General features: G+C 40.5%; 20 protein-coding genes and 4 tRNA genes. 17 read left to right on the forward strand and 7 right to left on the reverse strand.

Annotated features, from left to right (window positions below; genetic code table 11):
- The first annotated feature begins 54 nt into the window (after positions 1-54).
- From L2735_RS00345 to L2735_RS00380, 8 genes are all read left to right on the forward strand, one after another.
- Positions 55-1,074 carry an HD-GYP domain-containing protein gene (locus L2735_RS00345; RefSeq protein ID WP_248982828.1) on the forward strand — a complete coding sequence of 340 codons (1,020 nt, stop codon included), beginning with the start codon at positions 55-57 and terminating at the stop codon, positions 1,072-1,074.
- A 480-nt stretch (positions 1,075-1,554) separates the two neighbouring features.
- Positions 1,555-2,148: a lipid-binding SYLF domain-containing protein gene (locus L2735_RS00350; protein WP_248982829.1), complete on the forward strand. Its 594-nt coding sequence runs from the start codon at positions 1,555-1,557 to the stop codon at positions 2,146-2,148.
- A 376-nt stretch (positions 2,149-2,524) separates the two neighbouring features.
- Entirely contained in the window at positions 2,525-3,169 is a 645-nt protein-coding gene (gene uvrY, locus L2735_RS00355; RefSeq protein WP_248982830.1) for a UvrY/SirA/GacA family response regulator transcription factor, read from the forward strand.
- A gap of 48 nt (positions 3,170-3,217) precedes the next feature.
- A complete protein-coding gene (gene uvrC, locus L2735_RS00360) occupies positions 3,218-5,050 on the forward strand; it encodes an excinuclease ABC subunit UvrC (protein ID WP_248982831.1) in 1,833 nt (610 codons plus the stop codon).
- A 45-nt stretch (positions 5,051-5,095) separates the two neighbouring features.
- Complete coding sequence (gene pgsA / locus L2735_RS00365; RefSeq protein WP_248982832.1) at positions 5,096-5,644, forward strand: CDP-diacylglycerol--glycerol-3-phosphate 3-phosphatidyltransferase; 549 nt, start codon at positions 5,096-5,098, stop codon at positions 5,642-5,644.
- Positions 5,645-5,826: 182 nt separating this feature from the next.
- A tRNA-Gly gene (locus L2735_RS00370) sits at positions 5,827-5,902 on the forward strand.
- A 14-nt stretch (positions 5,903-5,916) separates the two neighbouring features.
- Positions 5,917-5,990, forward strand: a tRNA-Cys gene (locus tag L2735_RS00375).
- A 52-nt stretch (positions 5,991-6,042) separates the two neighbouring features.
- A tRNA-Leu gene (locus L2735_RS00380) sits at positions 6,043-6,128 on the forward strand.
- Between the two features lie 157 nt (positions 6,129-6,285).
- Here the strand turns inward: L2735_RS00380 and L2735_RS00385 are convergent.
- Positions 6,286-7,161 (reverse strand): polysaccharide lyase family 7 protein, encoded by an 876-nt coding sequence (locus tag L2735_RS00385; RefSeq protein WP_248982833.1) that lies wholly within the window; start codon positions 7,159-7,161, stop codon positions 6,286-6,288.
- A gap of 424 nt (positions 7,162-7,585) precedes the next feature.
- On the opposite strand from L2735_RS00385, the gene L2735_RS00390 reads away from it, so the two are divergent.
- Together L2735_RS00390 and L2735_RS00395 are read left to right on the forward strand one after the other, a co-directional pair.
- A complete protein-coding gene (locus tag L2735_RS00390) occupies positions 7,586-8,245 on the forward strand; it encodes a TetR/AcrR family transcriptional regulator (RefSeq protein ID WP_346348113.1) in 660 nt (219 codons plus the stop codon).
- Complete coding sequence (locus L2735_RS00395; protein WP_248982834.1) at positions 8,233-9,309, forward strand: alcohol dehydrogenase family protein; 1,077 nt, start codon at positions 8,233-8,235, stop codon at positions 9,307-9,309. The genes L2735_RS00390 and L2735_RS00395 overlap by 13 nt, the downstream gene beginning before the upstream one ends.
- 72 nt (positions 9,310-9,381) lie before the next feature.
- On the opposite strand, the gene L2735_RS00400 is transcribed toward L2735_RS00395, so the two are convergent.
- On the reverse strand, positions 9,382-10,302 hold the full coding sequence (locus L2735_RS00400; RefSeq protein ID WP_248982835.1) for an SGNH/GDSL hydrolase family protein: 921 nt from the start codon (positions 10,300-10,302) through the stop codon (positions 9,382-9,384).
- 126 nt (positions 10,303-10,428) lie between these two features.
- Positions 10,429-10,746 (reverse strand): N(4)-acetylcytidine aminohydrolase, encoded by a 318-nt coding sequence (yqfB, locus tag L2735_RS00405; RefSeq protein ID WP_248982836.1) that lies wholly within the window; start codon positions 10,744-10,746, stop codon positions 10,429-10,431.
- A 190-nt stretch (positions 10,747-10,936) separates the two neighbouring features.
- On the opposite strand from yqfB, the gene L2735_RS00410 reads away from it, so the two are divergent.
- The 3 genes from L2735_RS00410 to L2735_RS00420 all read left to right on the forward strand — a co-directional run bounded on the left by L2735_RS00410 (position 10,937) and on the right by L2735_RS00420 (position 13,261).
- A complete protein-coding gene (locus tag L2735_RS00410) occupies positions 10,937-12,301 on the forward strand; it encodes a leucine-rich repeat-containing protein kinase family protein (protein WP_248982837.1) in 1,365 nt (454 codons plus the stop codon).
- A gap of 82 nt (positions 12,302-12,383) precedes the next feature.
- Positions 12,384-12,971, forward strand: coding sequence for a uracil-DNA glycosylase family protein (locus L2735_RS00415; RefSeq protein ID WP_248982838.1), 588 nt, complete (start codon positions 12,384-12,386; stop codon positions 12,969-12,971).
- A gap of 204 nt (positions 12,972-13,175) precedes the next feature.
- Positions 13,176-13,261, forward strand: a tRNA-Leu gene (locus L2735_RS00420).
- 278 nt (positions 13,262-13,539) lie between these two features.
- Here L2735_RS00420 and L2735_RS00425 read toward each other — a convergent pair.
- Positions 13,540-14,145 carry a short chain dehydrogenase gene (locus tag L2735_RS00425; protein WP_248982839.1) on the reverse strand — a complete coding sequence of 202 codons (606 nt, stop codon included), beginning with the start codon at positions 14,143-14,145 and terminating at the stop codon, positions 13,540-13,542.
- A 147-nt stretch (positions 14,146-14,292) separates the two neighbouring features.
- On the opposite strand from L2735_RS00425, the gene L2735_RS00430 reads away from it, so the two are divergent.
- Positions 14,293-15,177, forward strand: a complete 885-nt coding sequence (locus L2735_RS00430) for a LysR family transcriptional regulator (protein WP_248982840.1) — start codon at positions 14,293-14,295, stop codon at positions 15,175-15,177.
- Between the two features lie 88 nt (positions 15,178-15,265).
- Here the strand turns inward: L2735_RS00430 and L2735_RS00435 are convergent, their stop codons facing one another.
- Complete coding sequence (locus tag L2735_RS00435) at positions 15,266-17,200, reverse strand: B12-binding domain-containing radical SAM protein (RefSeq protein WP_248982841.1); 1,935 nt, start codon at positions 17,198-17,200, stop codon at positions 15,266-15,268.
- Between the two features lie 1,120 nt (positions 17,201-18,320).
- On the opposite strand from L2735_RS00435, the gene L2735_RS00440 reads away from it, so the two are divergent.
- Positions 18,321-19,061, forward strand: a complete 741-nt coding sequence (locus L2735_RS00440) for a sulfite exporter TauE/SafE family protein (RefSeq protein WP_248982842.1) — start codon at positions 18,321-18,323, stop codon at positions 19,059-19,061.
- 204 nt (positions 19,062-19,265) lie between these two features.
- On the opposite strand, the gene L2735_RS00445 is transcribed toward L2735_RS00440, so the two are convergent.
- Complete coding sequence (locus tag L2735_RS00445; protein WP_248982843.1) at positions 19,266-20,177, reverse strand: 2OG-Fe(II) oxygenase family protein; 912 nt, start codon at positions 20,175-20,177, stop codon at positions 19,266-19,268.
- Positions 20,178-20,443: 266 nt separating this feature from the next.
- The gene (locus L2735_RS00450; RefSeq protein WP_248982844.1) at positions 20,444-20,719 is read right to left on the reverse strand and encodes an HU family DNA-binding protein; all 276 of its coding nucleotides are present in this window, start codon (positions 20,717-20,719) and stop codon (positions 20,444-20,446) included.
- 237 nt (positions 20,720-20,956) lie between these two features.
- Between L2735_RS00450 and L2735_RS00455 the strand changes: the two genes are divergently transcribed.
- Positions 20,957-22,372: a L,D-transpeptidase family protein gene (locus L2735_RS00455; protein ID WP_248982845.1), complete on the forward strand. Its 1,416-nt coding sequence runs from the start codon at positions 20,957-20,959 to the stop codon at positions 22,370-22,372.
- A 169-nt stretch (positions 22,373-22,541) separates the two neighbouring features.
- Positions 22,542-23,090 (forward strand): peptidoglycan L,D-endopeptidase MepK, encoded by a 549-nt coding sequence (mepK, locus tag L2735_RS00460; protein ID WP_248982846.1) that lies wholly within the window; start codon positions 22,542-22,544, stop codon positions 23,088-23,090.
- Positions 23,091-23,308: the final 218 nt, after the last annotated feature.

Genomic DNA, 23,308 nt, shown 5'->3' on the forward strand with positions numbered 1-23,308 from the left:
AAGCTATCTGTAAGAAAAATGGGCCATAAAGCGCAAATCGGTTAAGGAATTTGGATGGAAAAGCAGACTATTTTAGTAGTAGACGATACGCCAGAAAACATTGATGTTTTAACTGGAGTATTAAAATCTGAATATCAGATTAAGATTGCCAAAAATGGCGAGTTAGCGCTGAAAATCGCCCAAAGCATCAGCTTAGATTTAATCTTGCTGGATATTATGATGCCTGGAATAGATGGCTTTGAGGTATGCAGACAACTTAAGCACGATGAAAGAACCCGACATATTCCGGTAATATTTGTGACGGCTAAAATTTCTGCAGATGACGAACTAAAAGGTCTAGAGCTAGGTGCTGCTGACTATATTACCAAACCATTCAATCCTCCCATTGTTCAGCGACGCGTAACAACTCAACTTGCTTTATCCAATCAAAATAAATTACTTGCAACTAAGGTGCAGCAAAAAACCGCTGAAATTGCACAAAACCAGTTGAATGTGATCCGTCGTTTAGGGCGCGCTGCAGAATATAAAGATAACGAAACCGGTATGCATGTTATTCGGATGAGTTATTACACTCATGTGTTAGCGCTTGCAGCTGGCGTTAATGAAGCTGATGCAGAAGTTTTAATGAATGCTGCGCCGATGCATGACGTAGGTAAAATTGGCATTTCTGATGCTATTTTGAAAAAACCAGGCAAGCTCGATTTTGAAGAGTTTGAAGAAATGAAAAAACATTGCGAAATTGGCGCTGAAATTTTAGGTGACAAAGACTCTGAGCTAATGACCATTGCCCAAGAGGTGGCACTAACACATCATGAAAAGTGGGATGGTAGCGGTTATCCAAATGGTTTAAGCGGTGAAAATATTCCTTTGTACGGTCGTATAGTAGCAATAGCCGATGTATTTGATGCGTTAACCAGTGAACGCCCCTATAAAAAAGCGTGGACCGTTGAGGATGCGATAGCGCTAATAGAGCGTGAAGCAGGTAGCCACTTTGATCCTAAATTAGTGCCGTTATTTATTGATAAATTGGATGAAATTTTAGAAATAAAGGCTAAATTTAAAGACAAGGATTAACTTAATCGTTAAAGAAGTGAGCATCGAAATGAGTGTTGATATGACGAGTTTTGAATCAAAGTGAGCTTATCAATCGTTGCAAAGGAGAGATTAAGCTCAGTTATGGCGTGAAATGGTAACAAATGTTTCGTAGGTCAATTATAATAGTTTCATATCGAGTTAGCAGCGCTACTAACACTTAGAGCTAACACATAGAGCTAACACATAGAGCTAGCACTGAGAAATAAGACGTTAAGCATTAATCATCAATCATTATGCAAGACAAATTAAATAGCGATAATACGAAACGATATTAGCTTTCATCAATGGTAAATATTTAAGCGGTAATGATTTAGCTTATTCAGAAGCGGTTAAGTAACACAGTAGTCGTCTACGTGGATTATTTCTGAGAACAACACCTACACAAATGAGTGAATTTATATATCTGTGTAACTTGCCAATAAAGGCAACTTAATACCTAATTCGACAGAGGAAAATTACATGTCTAAGACTTTTATCAGTAAAAAATTACTTCTAGCTGCTGTTATGGTGCCTACTTTATTAACAGGTTGTGCCACGGGTGATAACCCTGAATCTAAAAAGGCTAACGCTCGCAAAGAAACACAATCTGCACTGCAAGAGATTTATGCAGAGCATAGTGGTGCAAAGACTGCTGTGGCTAACTCAGTGGGATACGTAGTTTGTACTGGTAGTAACAGCTATTTGTTCGCTTTATCTACAGGTGGCGGAGTCTGTGTTCTTACTTCTAATGGTCAAAACTCTTACTATCGCTTTGCGACTGGCGGAGTAGGTGCTGGAATTGGTTGGAAACAAATGGCATTCGTACAAGCTTTTATGGATAACGATGCGATGACTCGCTTTAAAGAGTCTGGTTATGAAGGTCAAGCGCAAGCTGAGGCGAGTGCTAAATACGAAGACAGTGGTGACCAAGCGTCAGCTAACCAATCTGTTGATGTCAGTGGTGTAAAAACTTATCAAGTTAACCTAATGGGCGCAGCAGCTCAGGCTACGGTTCAAGGTTATAAGTATTGGGAAACTGACTTCTCAGATGACTTCGTAGAAAATGAAGAATAATCACGGTTAATTTACATTGTTAGACGGTTAATTTACATTGTGAGAAGATTAGCTTGTTTTACTCGATAGTGAATAAACTGAGCTATCAAACAAACAAACAAACATTAAACCGCAATGACATACGTTATTGTGGTTTTTTATTGTGTTTTATTTATTGATAACTATGGCTTAACTAAATTGTTTAAATATTAACCAGGGTTAAATTGCAAAATAGTTCATAGGTCAATGATGTTGGCTAAACAACATGTTGATAAGTAAATTCTTACATCCTTAAGCGCTATTATCGCTTTCCGTTAGCCTCGCAATAAGCTAAATTACCTAAGTAAGGATAATAATAAAAAAATTCAGGACGAATACGTTTAGGGGTAGGTCGAAGTTGATTTCAGTATATTTAGTTGATGATCATGAGCTAGTGAGAACAGGCATCCGTCGTTTATTAGAAGATGAACGCGGAATTAAAGTCGTTGGCGAGGCGCCAGATGGCGAAACCGCAGTGCAGTGGTCCCGTCAAAGTGAAGCCGATGTGATTTTAATGGATATGAATATGCCTGGTATGGGCGGCTTAGAAGCGACCCGCAAAATACTACGCTATCAACCAGAAGCTAAAATTATTGTATTAACGGTACAAACTGAAGATCCGTTTCCTACCAAAGTCATGCAAGCGGGTGCGTCGGGCTATTTAACTAAAGGCTCAACTTCACCAGAAGTGTTACGCGCGATTCAGCAAGTTTCCCGTGGACAACGTTACCTTTCTCCAGAAATCGCTCAGCAAATGGCGTTAAGCCAATTTAGTCACTCAGATGAAAATCCATTTAGCAGTTTATCTGAACGTGAATTGCAGATTATGTTGATGATCACCAATGGCGAAAAGGTGAATGATATTTCAGCAAAACTGAACCTTAGCCCTAAAACCGTTAACAGTTACCGCTATCGTTTATTTGCCAAATTAGATATTGGTGGTGATGTTGAGTTGACCCGCCTAGCTATTCGCTACAAAATGCTCGATGCCAGTTCTTTTTAGCCATTAGGTGTTCATACAAAGGTATCGACGCCTATTTTAGGATAGTTGATGCCTTCAAGCTTTAATTCAAAATTATTTTTAAAAACCGTCTCTTCTTCACCCGGTGTTTATCGTATGTACGATGACAAAGGTGAAGTCATTTATGTGGGCAAAGCAAAAGATCTCAAAAAACGTCTCTCATCCTATTTTAGGGCGAACCTGCCCAACGTTAAAACTCAAGCCTTAGTCGCGCGCATTGCCAATGTCGATGTCACTCTGACACATAGCGAAACCGATGCTTTATTACTTGAGAATGATTACATCAAGCAATACATGCCTAAATACAATGTGTTGCTACGTGACGATAAATCTTATCCGTATATCCTATTAAGTGGTCATAAGCATCCTAGACTGGCATATCATCGCGGCCCGAAAAGAGAGAAAGGCCATTACTTTGGTCCCTATCCTAATGGCGGAGCAGTGCGTGAAAGTCTAAACCTGATGCAAAAGTTGTTTCCTATTCGTCAGTGTGATGACTTGTACTATAAGTCTCGCTCACGTCCTTGTTTACAGTATCAATTAGAGCGTTGCAGTGCGCCTTGTGTTGGACGTATCTCTGATGAGGACTATGCGGGCCAAGTTAAGCTTGCGAGTTTGTTCTTACGAGGCAAAGACCAGCAAGTGATCAGTGAGCTGGTGGCTAAAATGGACACCGCCGCGAATGAAATGGAATACGAATCTGCAGCGCAATATCGAGATCAAATCACAGCATTAAGACGTGTTGCTGAGCAGCAAGAAGTGTCGAATCACAAAGGTGATATGGACGTTATTGGCGTACATTACGCATCTGGCATTGTCTGTTTCCATTTATTGTTTATCCGAGATGGTAAAATCTTCGGCAGCCGAAGCTACTACCCAACGGTGCCGGCAGAAACTGAACTAGAAGAAGTTTTGGTGTCATTTATTGGTCAATTCTATTTAAACGCGGATATTCAAAGAACCATTCCAAAAGAAGTGATCATCAGTGAAAACTTTGATGAGAAAAAAGTGCTTGAAGAAACTATCTCCTCAGCATTAGAGCGTAAGTTTGAAATCAAAACCCATGTTCGTGGTGAGCGAGCTAATTTTTTACGATTAGCTGTCACCAATGCAAGTAATGCAGTCAACACACGTTTATCCCACAAAAATACTGTTGAGCAACGTTTTCAGTTATTAGAAGAAGCGCTGGAGTTTGGCCATCAAATTACCCGTATGGAATGTTTTGATATTAGCCATACAATGGGAGAGAGCACTGTGGCTTCTTGTGTGGTGTTTAACCGAGAAGGGCCTCATAAAGCGGATTATCGCCGTTATAACATTAATGGCATCACCGGCGGCGATGATTATGCCGCGATGGAGCAAGCCCTTAAGCGTCGATTCGATAAAATCGACAATAACGGTAAAGTACCCGATATTGTGTTTATTGATGGTGGCTTAGGTCAGCTACGCATTGCACAAACCATTGTTGATGAAAAATGTGTTCACTTAGACAGACCACCATTGCTCATCGGGGTGACTAAAGGAGAAGGCCGTAAAGCTGGGCTCGAAACCTTTGTTTTTGGCGGCACTGAACAGACGTTTGAGCTTGCCAGTGATTCACCAGCATTTCATCTGATATTACATATTCGCGACGAGTCACATCGATTTGCTATTACAGGACACCGTAACAAACGCCAGAAGACCCGAAATACTTCTACCTTAGAATCTATCCAAGGAGTGGGGCCTAAAAGGCGCAAACTATTGTTACAACACCTAGGTGGAATACAGGAGGTGAAGGGCGCGAGTGTGGCAGAATTAACAAAAGTGCCTGGAATTAGCCTAGAAATGGCACAAACAATCCATGATGCATTGCGAGGGGGATAAAATTAAGGCAAGATTGGCGCTGTTTCTGACTATTTGGTTTCTTCAATGCCTTTTAATTTACCTATAGCGCTAACATTATTCCGGCTTGTACTTTTGCCGGTTTTTGTCGTTGTCTTTTATCTCCCTTATTCTTGGGCGCCTTTTGCGTCCGCATTTATCTTCTGGTTGGCGGCGGTAACAGACGCGTTAGATGGTTATGCAGCAAGAAAGCTTAAGCAGTCCACCCGATTTGGTGCCTTTTTAGATCCGGTTGCGGATAAAATTATGGTTACTACCGCGTTGGTATTGCTGGTTCAGCAAAATGATAATATTTACCTGACGTTAGCTGCACTATTTATGATTGGCCGCGAAATTGTAATTTCAGCACTACGCGAGTGGATGGCTGAAATCGGTAAGCGCGGAGTCGTTGCTGTTTCTTGGATTGGTAAATATAAAACAGCAGCTCAAATGGTGGCTATTGTTGGTTTGATTTGGCAACCGAATGAATTTTTGACCAATGTGGCTTATGGACTATTCTATGTCGCTGCAGTGCTGACTTTCTGGTCGATGATGAGTTATATTTCAGCAGCTTGGAAAGACTTAACAGCTGAATAGCACAATAAAAGTTCAATAAGTTTATTTAGTGCGCATTCAGTCATTTTTGTTGAAAACAGCAATTGACACCGACACTGAAATCGGTAGAATGCAACCCCGTAGACAGCGATGCTTCAGCGGATAACCGAAAGGTTGCAGCTTGATGACATCGAGGCCTAATCTGCGAAGATAGGCAAATGATTGCGACATTAGCTCAGTTGGTAGAGCGATACCTTGCCAAGGTATAGGTCATCGGTTCGAACCCGATATGTCGCTCCAATCATTCTCTATACGGCGCGATGGCAGAATGGCTATGCTGCGGATTGCAAATCCGTCGACCTCGGTTCGACTCCGGGTCGCGCCTCCACAATTTTTGTTTAGTTGCTAACACTTGAGTTAGTGGTTAAAACAACACTTATGCCCGAGTGGTGGAATCGGTAGACACAAGGGATTTAAAATCCCTCGCTTAATAGGCGTGCCAGTTCAAGTCTGGCCTCGGGTACCATCATTTACATACGTAAGTATGGTGCAAAAAAGCCTCAACGAAAGTTGGGGCTTTTTTGTGTCTGAAATTTACCAAGCTAAAGTGAATTGAGCGATAGAAAATAGTTTGTAGATGTGAATAGTTGATAACGTTTGCTATCAACTATTCACCGACAGGGTTATTTTTGCTCGATCTTATAATCTAGCTGATAGAAATGAGCCTCACTTTTACCGTTCTCAAATTGGTTGTATACCCCAGCTTTGAAGTAATTGAGCATTTCTTTCCAATAAGTGATGTCATGGTCGACTTGATTCTCACCATCTCTATTAATCACTAATTTTGAATCGCCAACAATAATATCGAATTTAGTGGGAGCATTAGGATCGTATGCACCTAGGTCGAAGCGGATATATGCATTTTTACAATCAGATGTGTCACGGTTGCCGCTGTCTTTGCTGCAATTTACAGCGTTATTTTTAATGATAGCCCAGTAGTGATCTTTAACGCCCTTGCGGTCTGCTTCATACACTAAGCGCAGCAGCGGGTGAGGGATGTAGCCAACCCCATGTTTTCCGTCATCAAAGGTGCCCTTATTGTGGACTTGCAAGAATGTCATCGCATCATTCTTAGAGGGACTGTCTTTAACCGAATCTCTTGGATTGATTGGTATCAACTCCGCAGATAAGTGGTAAAAGGTATTTGGTAGATCAGACTTAAAATTTTCTAGTACGCGCAGCTCATTACGTAGTTTATAGCCTTCCATATTCATCACTAAAGCTTGTGAACCTTGGTCAACATAAAAGTGTTCGTTCACGATATCGCTAAAGTCACTATCTGTGGCAAGTTCATATTTGCTGCCAGGTCTTGAATTAGGAGTAGAAATTTGCAGTTTTGAAGCCGCCAAAATATTAGCAAATTGAGGGTGAATAGCAGGTGCTGTTCGCTCACCTGTTGCCGCAGGGTATGCATTGACGGATGGTTCAGTGGTTGAGGCGCAAGCTGTCAATAAGCCTGATACAAGGATGGTTAAAGGAATTACTGATAATTTTTTCATGGTAACTACATTCCTACTTCTTATTATCTTCGAGAGTTTCTGTGAATGGTGCCGGTATTTTCACCATGAGCGTCTGTGCACTTATATGAATAATACCTGTGATTATCGTTATTGCTTATGGACAATATAACGTTAAATACTCTATTTAACGTATAATAATACAAATTAATTTTGACTCAAATCACAACTTATTTACCCAGCCAACAAATACCACGCAAGTGTTCATTTTTTCAGGTGTAAAAATGACGATTCCAACCTGACTATTATTCAATTCAATATTTTAATCTGAGTGTTTTAAGCTTTTTGTTTTTAATCTTTGTATTTTTAATCTCTTTGGTAGTCCTAATGGTAATAGGTCATTGACTGGGTAGAGTACTTGCTCTACCATCTTAGGTAGAGTAAGTATTCTACCCAAGGTGAGTGTATGAAAAGTTCGCTTATTAATGATGAGTCTATTAGTGATGAGCTTATTAGCGACGGGCTTATAAATGATGCTCAGACTAAAAGTGAAGCAGCAAAGAGTTCAGATGCAACTTTCAATGCTGATAATTCGCAGCCATTGAAGGTACAGATTGCTGCGAGTTTAGAAATCGCATTTAGCCAGCTAGGTTTTGCGGAGCCAAGTGTGGCGCAACTAAAAACGGCATGTAATGTGAGCTTGCGAACCCTTTACAAATATTACCCTTCTAAAGAGGCGATGATTGTCGCAGCGCTTGAATATCGCCACCAAAGGTACCTGTCTTTTTTAACTGATGAGGCAGCTAATACAGGCACTGAGTCAGTGTTATTTATTTTTTCTCAATTAGAAAAGTGGATGCAGCAATTTGCGCCTAATGGGTGTATGTCGATGAATGCCATTAGTGCATTTCCTGATAATCAGGAGGTGATCAATGTGGTGGTGAGCCATAAGTTAGCTGTACGACAGCGATTAGCTGATTTCAGTCTTCGACCTGATCTCGCATCAGCATTATTTTTATTACATGAGGGTGTTTCAACCACTTGGCCTTTAATGGGCCCAGAGTCAGTGCTTTCAGCAAAACAAGTTATATCTATCATTATGGAATCACCAGCATGCAATCCTTAGAAGCATCAAGCCTAAACCAAGCGATCCCAGAAACAATGACAGGGGTTCAGTTAATTGGCCATGGTGGGCCAGAGATGTTGCAAGTCAATAACCAGATTAAAGTCCCTAAGCCTGCAGATGGTGAAGTGCTTATTCGTGTACTGGCAGCAGGTGTAAATAACACAGACATTAATACCCGCACGGCATGGTATGCCAAGTCAGATGCAGAAAGCGATGATGCCAGTTGGTCAGGTAATGCCTTTGTGTTTCCCCGTATTCAAGGCGCGGATGTATGTGGCGTGATTGTGGCTGTAGGGGCTAATGTTTCACAAAATCGTGTTGGTGAGAGGGTGTTAATTGAGCCATGTCTCAGTGAGTCAAAAGGAAAAGAGTTAGCGTCTCCTTGGTATTATGGCTCTGAGTGTGATGGCGGCTTTGCAGAGTTTACCGTTGTGGCATCTAGACATGCTTGTACAATCAATAGCTCACTCACTGATGTGGAATTAGCATCGTTTCCTTGCTCATACTCTACTGCTGAGAATATGCTAACTCGCGCTAAAGTTTGCTCAACTGATACTGTATTGATTACTGGTGCATCTGGTGGCGTTGGCTCTGCGGCAATTCAACTTGTAAAAGCCCGCGGCGCAAAAGTCATTGCGATTACCAGCCCAAGTAAAAATGCGCTTTTACTTGAATTAGGAGCAGATCAAGTATTACCAAGAGATGCAGACTTAGTTGAAACCTTGGGGGCAAATAGCGTTAACGTGGTGATTGATTTAGTAGCTGGTAAGCAATGGCCACAGTTAATTGATGTGTTAAAGCCTGGTGGCCGCTACGCCGTTTCAGGTGCCATTGGCGGCGCTATAGTTGAACTTGATGTCAGAACCCTTTATTTAAAGGATTTAAGCTTCTTTGGCTGTACGGTATTAGAACCTGAAGTGTTTGCTAATTTAGTTGCAACCATTGAGTCTGGGAAAATAAAACCAATTGTGGCAGACACATTCGCCTTAGCTGATATTGCCACTGCGCAGCAAGTGTTTCAGGAAAAGCACCATGTCGGCAAGATTGTACTGACAGTCGTCTAATATAACTGTTGGCAAATATAACCGTCACCCGGAATAATCGTTCAGATTAAGTTGACCGCTTAATCTGAACGATTATTTCTGAACGGTATTCGCAGGGGTGTGATTAGCTTTAGTTTTTGCATCAGTATCAGTATCTGTATTTAACTGAATTAATCTAGCAGCCATTTGTCCCCAGTGTTGATAAATTTCTGTACTGGGGTGAAATCCATCTTCCGCCATGGTTGCGTTAGACAATGATTCCCGCATATCTAATTGCTCACAAGGCAGTGAGCTATTGGAAATCCAATGAGTTAAAGCATGATTAAACTCATTGGCTCTGCTACCAAGAAACCACCTAAATGGCTGGGGTAAAGCGGGGAAGGCTGACATGGGCGGAACACTGGTGATTATAATTTGGCTGCAGCCTAATGATGTATAAAGCAACTCACATAATTGCTGTTGTTGACTAATCCAAGTTTTGGCTGAAATCGGGCTTAAAACATCATTCACACCTAAAGAAATAATCACAGTATCGGCGCTAATTTGATGAGCTTGGCTTAATATGTGGTTGAGTTTGTTTAAGCAATTCTGAGTGCTATATCCGCTTTTAGCAATAAGTCGCCATTTGAGTTTGTGATAGCGAGCTTGTGCTGTCGGACTTTCATTTTGACTCTCAATCGTGGCCTTTTGGCTCGTAATAGTGGCCTGTTGGTCCATTAACGCGGTAAGGGATTGAACCGTTTGGCCTGTTAGGGCTTGTTGCTGTGTTTCAACCCCAACCCCAGCGGCTGCAGAATCACCAATAACCAATATTGACAATGTATTGAAATCTGAACTCGAAACGACTTCAGTATCTATGCTTAATGGTGAATCATCGGCATGATTTAGCCTGACAATACCTTCACGTAATCCTTTAGGCTCAGGCAGTTTTAGTGTGGTTTTTTTTACCCAAATGGCTTGGAGTAAGTATATTGGCCATATAAAAATTAAGCTTAAATAATGCAATGTCGGCAATCCTTTCCGTTTAATTACTTTTCTTTTAATTACTTTCTCTTAATTACTGATAGTTATATCTTAATTGAGCAGTAGTTTCATCCGCAAATAAAACTAAACTCGTTGTTAAGTTAACTTAAGCTAAGATCAGTTCACCAGCTGGAACTTGATTTCAAATAACTCTTCGACACCAGGGTAAACTTCCTGAATCAATGATTTCAGAAACTCCAATGACATGTTTTCTTGTTCTGCATGGTCTTCAGTTAAGTGATGGAACGCGACTTTAGTGACTGACAACACCTTGATATTGCAGAACCATCGCTCATCTTCGAAGGTGGATACAGATAAGGTTTCACCTACTTTGAAATAAGACTCTGACTCATCCCGTAAGGTAATCGTTTTTGCACCAGATAAAATATCTTCTTCAAAACGACTGAAAAAGCTTATAGGTGTTAATTCATCCATCGGACTGCCTTGTTTTTATGAAGTGATGATAATTGGAATATTTTGCGTTAGTTCGGGGTTAAAAGACAAGGAATTGATTAATGCCATCAAAGTGAGTTTGTCCGTTAAAGTGGTAAGTGGCCTTAACTTGTCTGATCCAATCCCTTATTATGTGCGCAATTTAAATCAGATTGAAATTTAGGAAGGTCATTTGCACACGTTAGCTCAATTAACATCAGGTGAATTAAACGGTCAGAAACTACAACATATCCAAATTGCTGAGCAGTTAGTCGAATTCCCACGTGAAATTTTAGCGTTTGCAGACACTTTAGAGGTGCTGGATTTATCCAATAATCGTTTAAGCCAATTACCTGATGAATTTGCATGCTTAACTGAACTTAAAATCCTATTTTTGTCGTTTAACTGCTTTACTGAAGTACCTCAAATTATTGCTCAATGCCCTAAGCTTGAAATGATTGGCTTTAAAGCAAATCAAATATCTACAGTTGCTGAAAACTGCTTACCTGTTGATACTCGCTGGTTAATTTTAACGGACAACCAGATCACCCAATTGCCTCAATCAATAGGTCAGTTACATCGTTTAAAGAAATGCGCTTTAGCTGGCAATAAGATTAATTCGCTTCCAGATACCATGGGAAATTGTAAAGAACTCGAGCTATTAAGAGTATCAGCCAATAATTTAACTCAAGTACCTGACTGGTTGTTATCTATGCCCAAGCTGGCATGGCTTGCATTCAGCGGTAATCCGGTGACTGATAATCATGTTAGTCATGACGCATTTTTACATGCAGAAATGGCTGAGTTTGAGTTGGGCGACCAACTCGGCCAAGGGGCTTCAGGCGTTATCTATCAAGCTCACTGGAAACCCGCGCAGCAAGAGTTGCCTCATACTAAGCAGCTTAACGACGCTGAAACGAATAAGCACGATATTGTCGCGCTGAAGATGTTCAGAGGGGCCGTTACTTCAGATGGTTACCCAAAAGATGAACTGCATTGCTGTTTAAGTGCTGGCCATCACCCGAATTTGATTAAAGTGCTTGCTCAAATTTCAGAGCCAGAACATTTAGGTTTAGTGATGGAGTTGATCCCGTCGCGTTTTTACAATTTGGGTTTACCACCTTCACTCGTCACCTGCACTAGAGATACTTTTGCCGATGATATGGATATTTCAATTTCGCATATCGTTAAAGTGATGTTGAGTTTGGCTGGCGCCTTAGCTCATTTACATCAACACAAAGTCAGTCATGGTGATATATACGCCCATAATACGATGATTGATGATGAAGCGAACATGCTATTTGGTGATTTTGGTGCAGCGACAGATTTAAGTAAGCTATCGCAGCAGCAAGCTACGCTAATGCAAAGCATTGAGGTAAGAGCATTTGGTAATATGTTGGATGATTTATTAGCACAGCAAAAAGCATTGGGTAAACAATCTGACAGTCCACTTTTTAGTGTGCTAAGCGAATTATCACGTGACTGTTTGCAAGAGCAAACCAGTCTAAGACCGAATTTTGATGAGATTTGTCAGCGTTTAATTGAGCTTGAATCCTAATCAATTTAAACCCAAATCAATTTTAAACTCTAGTCTATTCTAGGTGTTGATTTGAATAAGTGATTTACAGCATGGGAGCGAAATGAGCCAAACAGAATTAAATGTTCTGATTGAACAGGTTAAACAGTGCCAACTGTGCAAGCCTAAGTTGGCTCATGGCGTGAATCCAGTAGTGCAACTTCATTCAAGTGCCAAAATACTGATTGCAGGTCAGGCACCAGGTTTAGCTGTGCATCAATCAGGTGTGCCATTCGATGACGCAAGTGGCGAACGATTACGTCATTGGCTGGGGATTGATAAAACGGTATTTTACGATCCTAAGCAAGTCGCTATTTTGCCCATGGGCTTTTGTTACCCAGGGAAAGGCAAGAGCGGTGATTTACCGCCATTAACAATTTGCGCAGAGACTTGGCGTGCATTATTGCTCGCCGAGCTTAAACAATTAAAGCTGACCGTTGTTATTGGCAAGTATGCGCAAGACTATCATTTGGGGACGTCGAAACAGTCTTTGACTCAAACGGTTAAAAATTGGTCTGAGTATGCTCGTTCTATTATGCCTTTACCTCACCCAAGCCCTCGAAATAATATTTGGTTAGCCAAGAATCCTTGGTTTGCTGAGCAACTATTACCAGAATTGAAACAGAGAGTAAGCGAAGCTTTAAAAGATTAGTTTCATCGGTTTGGCTGTATTTGATGCATTAACGCCGTGTTTTCGTGCTATTTGCTCGTTAAACGGCCACTTGAACAATAAGTTTCATTTTTTTATTGATCCTATCTGAAAAATCAGTAAAGTATGCACCACATCAGCGGCGGCAACCGATTACTTCGTTGAATATCAAATTTTGTAACGCGTTACGACGAGTTACCAGAGTTTGCCCGAGTGGTGGAATCGGTAGACACAAGGGATTTAAAATCCCTCGCTTAATAGGCGTGCCAGTTCAAGTCTGGCCTCGGGTACCATTATTCTTCCATGAAGAGCTTACATACGTAAGTATGGTGCGAAAAAGCCTCAACGAAAGTTGGGGCTTTTTTGTGTCTGTAATTTGAGTTGTTGAGACAAAAGCAAAATCCCTCGTCGTTTTAAAATAGGGCGTGTCAGTTCAAGTCTGTTCTCAAGAAAGTGATAAAAGCTCCTGTGATGAGGAGCTTTATATGTTGGGGGATTGCTGGAAATATTAACGTGATCTTAATTCAGTGCCTTATACAGCAGTCCAAAACAAAGGCCGTAGTTGAGAACTCTAGGCATCAACCACTATCACTTCGCCGTTAATAAACCCATCTACTGAGCGCTCAAAAGCTTTACCGACTAATCTTCCTGGTACGGGTTCAAATCCTGGCATCATTTCACCGTACACTTCCCATGCCTCAGTTAACACGGTTGGATTTACCACATTAATGCGGGTATTTCTTGGCATCTCATGGGCAACACATTTAACGAAGGTGTCTATGGCGCCGCTGGTGGTAGCATCTGCAATCGCAAAAGGAATTGGTTTCATATTTAATATGCCACTGATAAGCGTAAATGAGCCGCCATCAGCAATATATTTCTGTCCGATTCGGACTAAGTTAATTTGTCCCATCATTTTGCTCATTATGGTGGTTAACCATTGTGATTCAGTCATTGATTCAAAAGTTTCATATTCACAAAAGCCGACTGTATTCACTACAGCATCAAAGTGACCGACTTTTTCAAAAAGTGATTCTATGGATTTTTCATCTGTGATATCGACAAGATGATCGACATTGCCAGAACGCCCTGCGGTAATAACCTTGTGATTACCAAGCCCTGTTTGTGCTGCCTGACCCATTTTACCTAGTGCACCAATTAAAATTACTGTTTTCATATTTGATCCTTAACCTGAGTTTGTTTCGATGGATGTATCTTAGGGAGGAATCAAAACAAGCGGAAACAAATAGTATTTGTAGGTGTTACAATTTTTTCTTGTGTAGTGTTAGACTGCTACCATCATCAAACTCAGAAAGTGGTTAGCGTGAGTAAATTAGATCGTTTAGATATGAAGCAGCTAAGGGTGTTTCAGGCATTAATTCGTGAAGAGAACGCCTCTAAAGCTGCGAATCAGCTGGGGTTAACTCAGCAAGCCGTTAGCGAGCATTTGAAAAAGTTACGAGACGTGTTTGATGACAGATTATTTGTAAGAAAGACCAATGGCTTTGTGCCAACCCCATTTGCGGAGGAGCTGGCTATAGGCGTCGATAGACTGCTTATAGATTTTAACTCGTTATTGTCAGCTAAAGACTTTTCACCAAAGAAGGCCAAAGGCACGTTCGTTATTGCTGCCACTGATTATGCTCAACAAATTATCTTACCTAGTCTGATTGCCAAAATAAGACAACAAGCGCCAAATTTAAAGTTGATTATTCGAGACTTCGAATTAGATAAACTGCACGAGTTAATGGAAAGCGGCAAAGTTAACTTAGCGGTGGCATTTCCTGACTATATTCCAGAAAGCTATAAGATCGTTAAGCTATTCGAAGAGCATCATGTTTGTGTGACATCGACTCATTCATCGATAGCACAATTAACGCCGACATTAGCTGAAGTGGCTGAGTTTCCAACCATTATCGCATCTCCATCAAGACCTAACTTTAAAGGCTCAATCGATGAATGGTTCTCAACCTTTGGCTTAAAACGCAATGTTGTGGTGTCTGCTCCGTGCTTTTCCATTGTGCCTATGTATCTTGAAACCACAGACTCAATCGCGTTTTTACCGTCTAGAGCTATTAAAGGGTTAGACGTTGTCACTATAGACCTAGAAGAGTCACCAGATAGTTTTGATGTGATTGCAGCCTGGCACCCGAGATACAATGAAGACCCGTTGCAAAAGTGGCTTGTGAGCTTACTTGATTGTGTCTAACGTTTCCGTGAAAAGTGAAAAGTGAAAAGTGAAAAGTAAAACAAACAGAGCGCATATATTGGCTCTGTTTGTTATCTTGATGCGCTAACTATTCTTCATTACTGGCAATAAAGTTATTAATCGCAGTTAAAATCAAATCTGGTTTCATCTCGGTAGGAGTGACTTTTTGGTTAAACCAAAAGCTCATTGGCTGATCAAAACCAATGCCGTGCATATAGTTATAAATAGCCTTTCTAAGGCCTTCACCTAACATCTGATGATCGGTACCCGTTGGATCGGTAAAGTCCACGTCGTTTTCTGCAAACATGATATCAGGGCGCTCAGCAAGGGTAATGCCGAACTCATCTGGATTCATCCCAATTGGACTATGTACTGTAGCGACAAAGCGATGCCAGTAAGCTGATTGGAAACAGCCTTGTGCCATCATCTGGCGCACCATTTCAAGAGAATCAATGGTTTCTTGCTCTGTTTGCGTCGGGAAGCCATACATCAAGTAAGCATGAACCAATATACCTGCATCACTGAAAGCTTTGGTGACATGGGCGACACGTTCAACACTTACGCCTTTTTTCATGAGTTTAAGTAAACGGTCTGATGCAACCTCAAGGCCGCCACTGACCGCGATACAGCCTGAATCAGCGAGTAATTGGCAGCGTGCTTGGCTAAAGGTTCTTTCAAAACGAATGTTGCCCCACCAACTAATGACTACGTTACGCTCGATTAAGCGCTTTGCTAATGAAAATAGCACCTTTGGCGGCAATGCTTCATCAACAAAATGAAACCCTGTTTCACCAGTTTCTTCAATTAATTGCTCGATTCTATCCACTAACAGATCTGCGCCAGCGGTGTCGTAGCGGTCAATGTAATCTAAGCTGACATCGCAAAAGCTGCATTTGCGCCAGTAACAACCATGGGCAATGGTTAGCTTATTCCAGCGGCCATCACTCCAAATACGGTGCATTGGGTTAAGCATTTCGCATAACGACAAATATTCGCCTAACGGTAATCCGTCGTATATGGGTGCACCCACATCGGCTTGCGGAATATCATGCAGCTCAGAGTTTTCATTAAAGTGAACATATGGCTGACCGTCTTCATCCTCTGCAAGGAAGTAAGTACGGACTAAATCATCTATCTCACGTTCACCTTGGAAGTATTCAAGCAGGGTAATTAACGGGCGCTCTCCATCATCGAGGCAGATAAAATCAATGAACTCAAAAACCCGAGGATCTTTCAGTGCCCGAAGCTCAGTATTAATAAACCCCCCACCGATGACGATAGGCAGTTCTGGATTAATGTTTTTACAGGTTTGCGCGATACGTAATGCGCCGAGCATATTGCCAGGAAAAGGCACAGTAAGCGCAACTACGCTAGGCTGTGTTTCTTCTAGATAATGCTCGACTAACTGCTCCAAAATATCAGAGCTGAAGCTAGGCTCGCCCATTAAGGTATCGTAGAGATTATCAAAGCTTGGATTCGCCGCTGCTAATTGTTCGCCATAACGGCTGACTTCAAAATAAGGGTCAACGCCTTGGGTGATCACACTCGATAAATCATTGATAAACAGGGTGGCTAAATATTTGGCTTTGTCTTGCACACCCAGATTACCAAAGGCGGCTTGCAATACGTCACCCGAGACCGCTTCCATTTGCGATATAGCGTCAAATGCTGGGCCTTCAGGTAAAAAACGACGCGAGTTAATGCGCATAGCAAGGCTTGGATCTTTGCCTTGTAAAAACCGAATCGCAGTTTCGACGGTTAAGTGGTAACGGTCAAATTCGGCGAGGAAATTAAAAATGACATCAGGTAGCTCGTCATCTTCAAAGTGTTGATAGTTTTCTTCTACATGCTGGCGAATAATCTCAAGTGCAGGCGCTGTCATCATTTCTAAAAAAAGCTCAATTGCAGGATCTCGCTGCACCGCCTCATAACCTCTAGATCGCAAAAAACCAGTTAAATACGCAGTTGCCGGATAAGGCGTATTTAGCTGAGTCATAGGTGGAGTCATAAGAAGAACGGTCATAACGTGCCTTTAAATAGAAAAACAGAAAGTAAACTTGAGCTTTCAAGCAAAGCGGCAGGAATAAATCCACTTGGCTAAAGGTTCAGCAGCTAAATTGCGACTGAAAACATAAAAATGGATTCTATCAAATGAAGTCGATAAAAACCCGTAAATTAGCTTTTGAGAGGTACTTTGTAAGCGTTAGTCTCTTGGGGGCTTGATTTATTGAGTATTCCCACTGATGAGGATACTTCTTACAATTAAAATGCCAAATAAAATATCGAATGCTGTTATTCAAAAAACATTAAAATAGTTTTCGAGATTTTAGTTTGGGCTAATACAACTAAGTTATTGTAAATATATTTTAAAAATGATGTGAATTTGATGTGTGCTTTATGATAAATGGGCATATGTGTTCGCACCAATATGAGCGCATTCGAATTATACAAACTTTATGTATTTTAGCTTAGTGAGAGCAGTGATGAATCAAAAAAAGTATTTAGGCATGCGAGCAGGCGACCTTGATAATAAAGCCTATGCAAAATATTGGAATCCCTAACTGTGTACAGATTTACTTGACCACATCAGACCAAAGGGGTAAAACGCTTGCGCCCCTTTGGAAACTCTCAGTGCCCCTGACGAAAAATGCAGAAAGTATTGTGGCTTAATGAATCTGCACATAAGGTCGCTCTTTCACATCTGCTCCATAGGGGTATGGTAAATGTCAGTTTGATGTATGGAACATCATTGACCATGTGATCGCGACATTCCATTCATCCTGTACATTCCAGCGGCATGCAATGGATTAGATTGAAGTAATGCTCTTCAATAATTAAAAAAAGATAAATGAATTATAGAGTTGGTGCCAGTAAGTCATTTATACTCGATAAACTTCAATATTTTTGCTAACTTATTGAATTTGCATTGGTTGGAAGACAATTTTCGAGGCTTGCGCAACAAGGCGAGCTCTTTTTCAGGCTTGATATTCCAAAAATTGGTTTTCAATTTTCGTTACATTAATAAAACAGTAGGGTGGCTTGGTGTGGTTGCTAATAAGTTGGTCTTCAGCTGGAAGAATATCTAACAGCTTTATAATAAGCTGTTAGGCTGAAAATCAGCATAATTATAATAATAGGTATTTATGGATTTTCAGTTAATTCTTTATTTCATCGCTATTTGTGGTTTTGCTGCTCTTGTTCACGGAAGTGTTGGTTTTGGATTCCCAATGTTGGCAACCCCATTGCTTGCACTTTTGACTGATGTGCAAACAGCAATAATGTTAACTATTGTTCCAAATATTTTCATAAATCTAGTCAGCATAAAATCTGAAGGTGAAATTTCAAAAGCCATAAAGAAACACTACAAATTAGTCGCTTATACTGCTTTTGGTAGTTTATTTGGTACAGCTGCCTTAATTCAGTTTGAGACACCAGTATTCAAAGTTATCCTTGCCTTAGCGATTATGATTTACTTAATAACAGATACATTTAAGGTAAGGTTACATAGCATTAGAAAATACCCAGAGATTTCGAAAGTTATTTTTGGTCTAATATCAGGTTTTATTGGAGGCTTAACGAATGTAATGGCTCCAACACTAATTATGTATTCTCTTGAATCAGGTCAATCCAAAAGAGATATTATACAATCGACAAATCTTTGTTTCTTATTCGGAAAAATTGTTCAATTAGTTTTATTTGCGGTCAGCCTTAAATTTACTACCTACACCATTTACAGCTCAACACTTGTTTTAGCCATTGTCATCGTTTTTGTTCCATTAGGTATAAAACTTAAGACAGTCATAAGTGAACATCATTATAAAACAATATTAAAAACACTGTTGTCTTTCATTACAATAGCATTGATTAGCCAAACATTTACGTAAAACCCGACTAACTAAAAACTATGGTCAACCTCCTACTCGTATATATCTAGAGATAAGCTATACACTTTTCATTCTGTAACCCGAGTGGAGATTGATACTGGATTAAATGACTTTGTGATATTAAATCATGGTTTGCCTCCTCTTGATGATGAGAATGCCATGGTGGTTCAGTGCACTTAAACATGTAAACCTTAGGGCGAGGTTTTAAAACGGCGCATAACTATCAGCTGCTGCAGAAGGCACTGTCCAGCGCGTTTGAGCATCTTGATTGTTACTCGGTGCATTTCTCATTGGTATATATCCATTGTCGCCATATAGCCAAAGCACGATGTTAGAGCGTTCTCCGCTGATGATCGGTTGCGCTGCATGAGGAACATGGCCCCGATGGATAATTGCAGTGCCTGGCTCAAAACGCTGCTCAACCAATTTACCCGAGCTTTGATCGTAGAAGTTAACTCCTGAGCCTGAATAATCCTCACCTGGTAAGTTAAGATTAATATTGAGCGTTACCGACGATGCATCCGAATGCATACGCAGTGAAGTATCTTTATTTGCTTCATAGCGGATTGAGAACCCAAATGTTTGGGTATCGTAACCCGTTATTTCAGGAAATAGCATGCGTGCAATTGGGCGCATATATTTATCTAGCATTTCGCGATAAAAAACCTGAAAACTCGGTGCGGCTAAATATCCTTCAGAGCGAGGATCTAACATAGCTCCACCGTGGTTAAGTGCGATGCCATAAGGCGGACGCAGTGGTATTTCAGCGTTAGATACTTGATCTAAATAGTGACGCAACAGTGCTATTTTTTCCGCATCAAAGAACTTAAACTTAAACACATCTGGCGCTACTTCTTCAAGCAAATCTCGGATAACTAATTCTTTTTCAGGCTCTTGCCATGCATTATTCACTGCTTCACGTAGCTTGTTGTCCAGTAATGAATCATTGAGTGGTGAAAGGTTTTTGGCTTCTCCTTGTTCCCACTCTTTCCACGCATCATTAAATAATGCCCTGTTTACGTCCCAAAACTGTTGTACTGAAGATGTGCGTTGTAACATTGCTTCTCGAGAAGGTAAGTTTGTGGCGCGAGCGCGCTGTAATTGACTAGGGTTCATAATCTGTATTCCTTGTGTTACTTGTTTTGTTAAAGCAAATCTAATATAGAGACTTCTTAAGATAAACATCGTACACAATGAAATAGTATCAACAATTTCTATAATTTCTATATAGTCGAATGTTTGCTTATGAGTTTAGTAGGTAGTGTGAAGTGATTAACTATGAAACGGCTGGCTAAATATGAAGAGCTTAATTAAGTGAATATTGATAAGTAAGCGAACAAGATAATAAAACGAGGCATAAAGCCCCGTTAAACTGATTTGAATTAAGCGTTAATCTGCTTTTTAAATGCCGGCGCTGGCTTAAAGCTGGGTTGATTGAACCCAGGGATTTCGATGCTTTCACCTGTGTGAGGATTACGACCATTTTTAGCCAGATGGTAACGAAGTTCAAAGGTGCCGAATTGAGGTAAGTAAACCTTTTCGCCTTCTGCTAATGCTTTGTGAAGCTGAAAGAGGATCTGTTCTAATTGAGGCTTGGCTTGAGATTGTGTAATGCCAATGTCAGATGCCATGGTTTGTACAAGTTGCTTCTTATTCATAAAAATACTGCGATAAATAATTAAAATTTTTTTGCGGGGGACGTTTATATCAGTTCTGTTGCACCATTCCTAGTTTTCTTAAAGCCAATTAATCTCTTAGTGGTCATCAATGAGTTTAATTGGTCTAAATTTATCCATCTTTCGTAGTAACTTGTTAGTAGAAGTCACTGTCTGTAACACAAGGTTGCTAAATTTTTGCCATACTGAATTTATCTATTCTGAAAAAGGAGGGGACAAATGAAAACATTGTGTCGTGTGCGTATTTGTTTCGCTTTTACCTTTTTGTTGTCGGTTGTGTTGAGTTCGCCTGTCAAAGCCTCTCCTGAAAATAATGCTACCTACAAAACATTAGCCCAGCATGTGTTGTTGATTTCTTTGGCTGAGCCTTCGGTAAAATGGCAAGATTATCTCGCTATTTTACAAGGGGAAAGTGAAGCTGAAAAATTAGAATATATAGATAGTATTCAAGTTGACGTTGCCGATTTTTGGCATCAACGTCGAGTAGTATTACCCTATGATGGTTTGGCCGAAAATGCTTCAGTAAAACGTAAAACCTTTGCACTTGAGCCAAGCGTTGATGACTATTTAAGTGTGTTAAATCATATTAGGCGGTTAATGTGGCTAAACACTCGACACGAGTGGGAAAGCATTCAACCTGGTGGTTTTTTACGCCCCGGTGATAGCCATAAAACGATCAGCGCTATTTCACAACGATTGTGGTTGTTAGGTGACTTATCTTCTCGCTCAGAAACCCAATATATTTTTGATGACACCATTGCTTCGGCTGTTGCGCGTTTTCAGACTCGTCACGGCTTAAAAGCGGATTCGGTTATTGGACCTAAAACCTTACATTGGCTTAATCAAACACCCAAAGAACGGGCTGAGCTGCTTGCTTCAAATTTTGTCGATAAAACCAGTTATAAAAGTGATTTAGGTTCTCGATATTTATTAGTGAACATTCCTGCCTTTGAAATGGTGTTAGTCAATGATGATCAAATCGCGTTGACCTCGAAAGTGATTGTCGGCCGTTCATATCGAAGAACCCCAGTGATGAAAGGGCAGATATCAAATATTGTGATTAACCCGACTTGGACGGTTCCAAAGAAGTTAATGCGCCGAGACATATTGCCTAAAGTCGCTAAAGATGGCAGTTATATTAGCGAGCGTCAGTTCGATGTATTTGATTTGACTGGTAGTAAAGTCAGCAAAACACCGCAAGAGTGGCAAGATGTTGTCACCACAGGCCCTTTTCCTTACCGCTTAGTTCAGCGACCTGGGGAGATAAATGCATTAGGGCGTTATAAGTTTCATTTTAAAAATGATTTGAATATCTACTTACATGACACGCCAGATAAAGACTTGTTTGCTGAAGATAACCGTGCACTTTCATCTGGCTGCGTGCGTATTGAAAAAATCCAAGAACTTGCTGAGTGGTTTGCAAGTAATGTCGTTATCGATAAACGTACTTGGCAACGGATGCAAACAGAGGGTAGCAATACCCAGTGGTTTTCATTATCTGAAAAGGTTCCAATTCATTTTGTTTATTGGAATGCTTGGGTAGATGACACAAATTTAGCGCAGTACCGCAATGATATTTATCATTTGAATAACATTGATCAAACAATAGTGGCGAATAATTCTTCATCTTTGTGACGTTACGCTTTTCTATAAGTGATTGACCTGATTACAACTTGCTAAGATGTACAAAAATTAAGCTGGTTTTGTCGGCTTGATCGCTTGCTATTGCCTTTCTTTCCGTTTAAGTTCCCTTTCAGTTGTGTAAAAAACACACAGGTTTATATAATTAGAAAGTGGTGAGTTAATGTCTTTAGTTTGTCCTGCCCGTAGGCAAGTATTGTTAGGTTTAGGTGGTGTTGCAGTCGCATCAGTGTTTTCAAACCCCGCTCAAGCAAGTCGTTCAACCCAAGGTATTCGGGAGTTGAGTTTTTATAATCGTCACACTGGCGAGCGCGAGCAAGGACAGTTCTGGGCTGAAGGTGAGTACAATAAAGATACATTATCTTTATTCAGTCATGTTTTACGTGATCATAGGCAGAATCAAGCTGCACCTATGGATAACCGTCTTTATGAATTTGTTTATAATTTACAGCAAACATTAAGCAACACCGATGAAGTACATGTTATTTCTGGATATCGTTCGCCACATACCAATGATATGTTGGCAGCAAAAAGTAATGGTGTTGCTAAAAAAAGCTATCACATGAAAGGCATGGCGATGGATCTTGCTATACCGGGTGTTGAGCTTAAAACCTTACGTGATGCAGCTCGTTCGTTAGAACTTGGTGGCGTAGGCTATTATCCTCGTTCTGGCTTTATTCATGTAGATTGCGGCCCAGTAAGAAGTTGGTAAAATTTCATTTCTGTCATAAATCTTCATTGGTGGATCTGGAAGCTTAGCGACGAGTTTCACTGGTTTGAGTGAATTATAAAGATTGAATGACTTTGTGACGGTGAGCTTAGTGAGTGATTGGTATGAAATAACTGTCAATTGCTTGTTGAGGTTAATAAGCTGTGTTAGAATCCGCGCGCTTTGTTTAATTGACTTATCTATTAGCGTTTAATTATAGC

It is taken from the genome of Shewanella olleyana (assembly GCF_023283825.1).
GTDB classification, from domain to species: domain Bacteria; phylum Pseudomonadota; class Gammaproteobacteria; order Enterobacterales; family Shewanellaceae; genus Shewanella; species Shewanella olleyana.

Bases quoted from the DNA above. Each gene is read 5' to 3' on its own strand.
- uvrC (WP_248982831.1), top strand. From the start codon at position 3,218: ATGCCTTCAAGCTTTAATTCAAAATTATTTTTAAAAACCGTCTCTTCT.
- yqfB (WP_248982836.1), bottom strand. From the start codon at position 10,746: ATGGATGAATTAACACCTATAAGCTTTTTCAGTCGTTTTGAAGAAGAT.
- L2735_RS00395 (WP_248982834.1), top strand. From the start codon at position 8,233: ATGCAATCCTTAGAAGCATCAAGCCTAAACCAAGCGATCCCAGAAACA.
- L2735_RS00345 (WP_248982828.1), top strand. From the start codon at position 55: ATGGAAAAGCAGACTATTTTAGTAGTAGACGATACGCCAGAAAACATT.
- L2735_RS00450 (WP_248982844.1), bottom strand. From the start codon at position 20,719: ATGAATAAGAAGCAACTTGTACAAACCATGGCATCTGACATTGGCATT.
- L2735_RS00435 (WP_248982841.1), bottom strand. From the start codon at position 17,200: ATGACCGTTCTTCTTATGACTCCACCTATGACTCAGCTAAATACGCCT.
- L2735_RS00445 (WP_248982843.1), bottom strand. From the start codon at position 20,177: ATGAACCCTAGTCAATTACAGCGCGCTCGCGCCACAAACTTACCTTCT.
- L2735_RS00350 (WP_248982829.1), top strand. From the start codon at position 1,555: ATGTCTAAGACTTTTATCAGTAAAAAATTACTTCTAGCTGCTGTTATG.
- L2735_RS00440 (WP_248982842.1), top strand. From the start codon at position 18,321: ATGGATTTTCAGTTAATTCTTTATTTCATCGCTATTTGTGGTTTTGCT.
- L2735_RS00385 (WP_248982833.1), bottom strand. From the start codon at position 7,161: ATGAAAAAATTATCAGTAATTCCTTTAACCATCCTTGTATCAGGCTTA.
- L2735_RS00415 (WP_248982838.1), top strand. From the start codon at position 12,384: ATGAGCCAAACAGAATTAAATGTTCTGATTGAACAGGTTAAACAGTGC.
- pgsA (WP_248982832.1), top strand. From the start codon at position 5,096: ATGCCTTTTAATTTACCTATAGCGCTAACATTATTCCGGCTTGTACTT.
- mepK (WP_248982846.1), top strand. From the start codon at position 22,542: ATGTCTTTAGTTTGTCCTGCCCGTAGGCAAGTATTGTTAGGTTTAGGT.
- L2735_RS00425 (WP_248982839.1), bottom strand. From the start codon at position 14,145: ATGAAAACAGTAATTTTAATTGGTGCACTAGGTAAAATGGGTCAGGCA.
- L2735_RS00390 (WP_346348113.1), top strand. From the start codon at position 7,586: ATGAAAAGTTCGCTTATTAATGATGAGTCTATTAGTGATGAGCTTATT.
- L2735_RS00455 (WP_248982845.1), top strand. From the start codon at position 20,957: ATGAAAACATTGTGTCGTGTGCGTATTTGTTTCGCTTTTACCTTTTTG.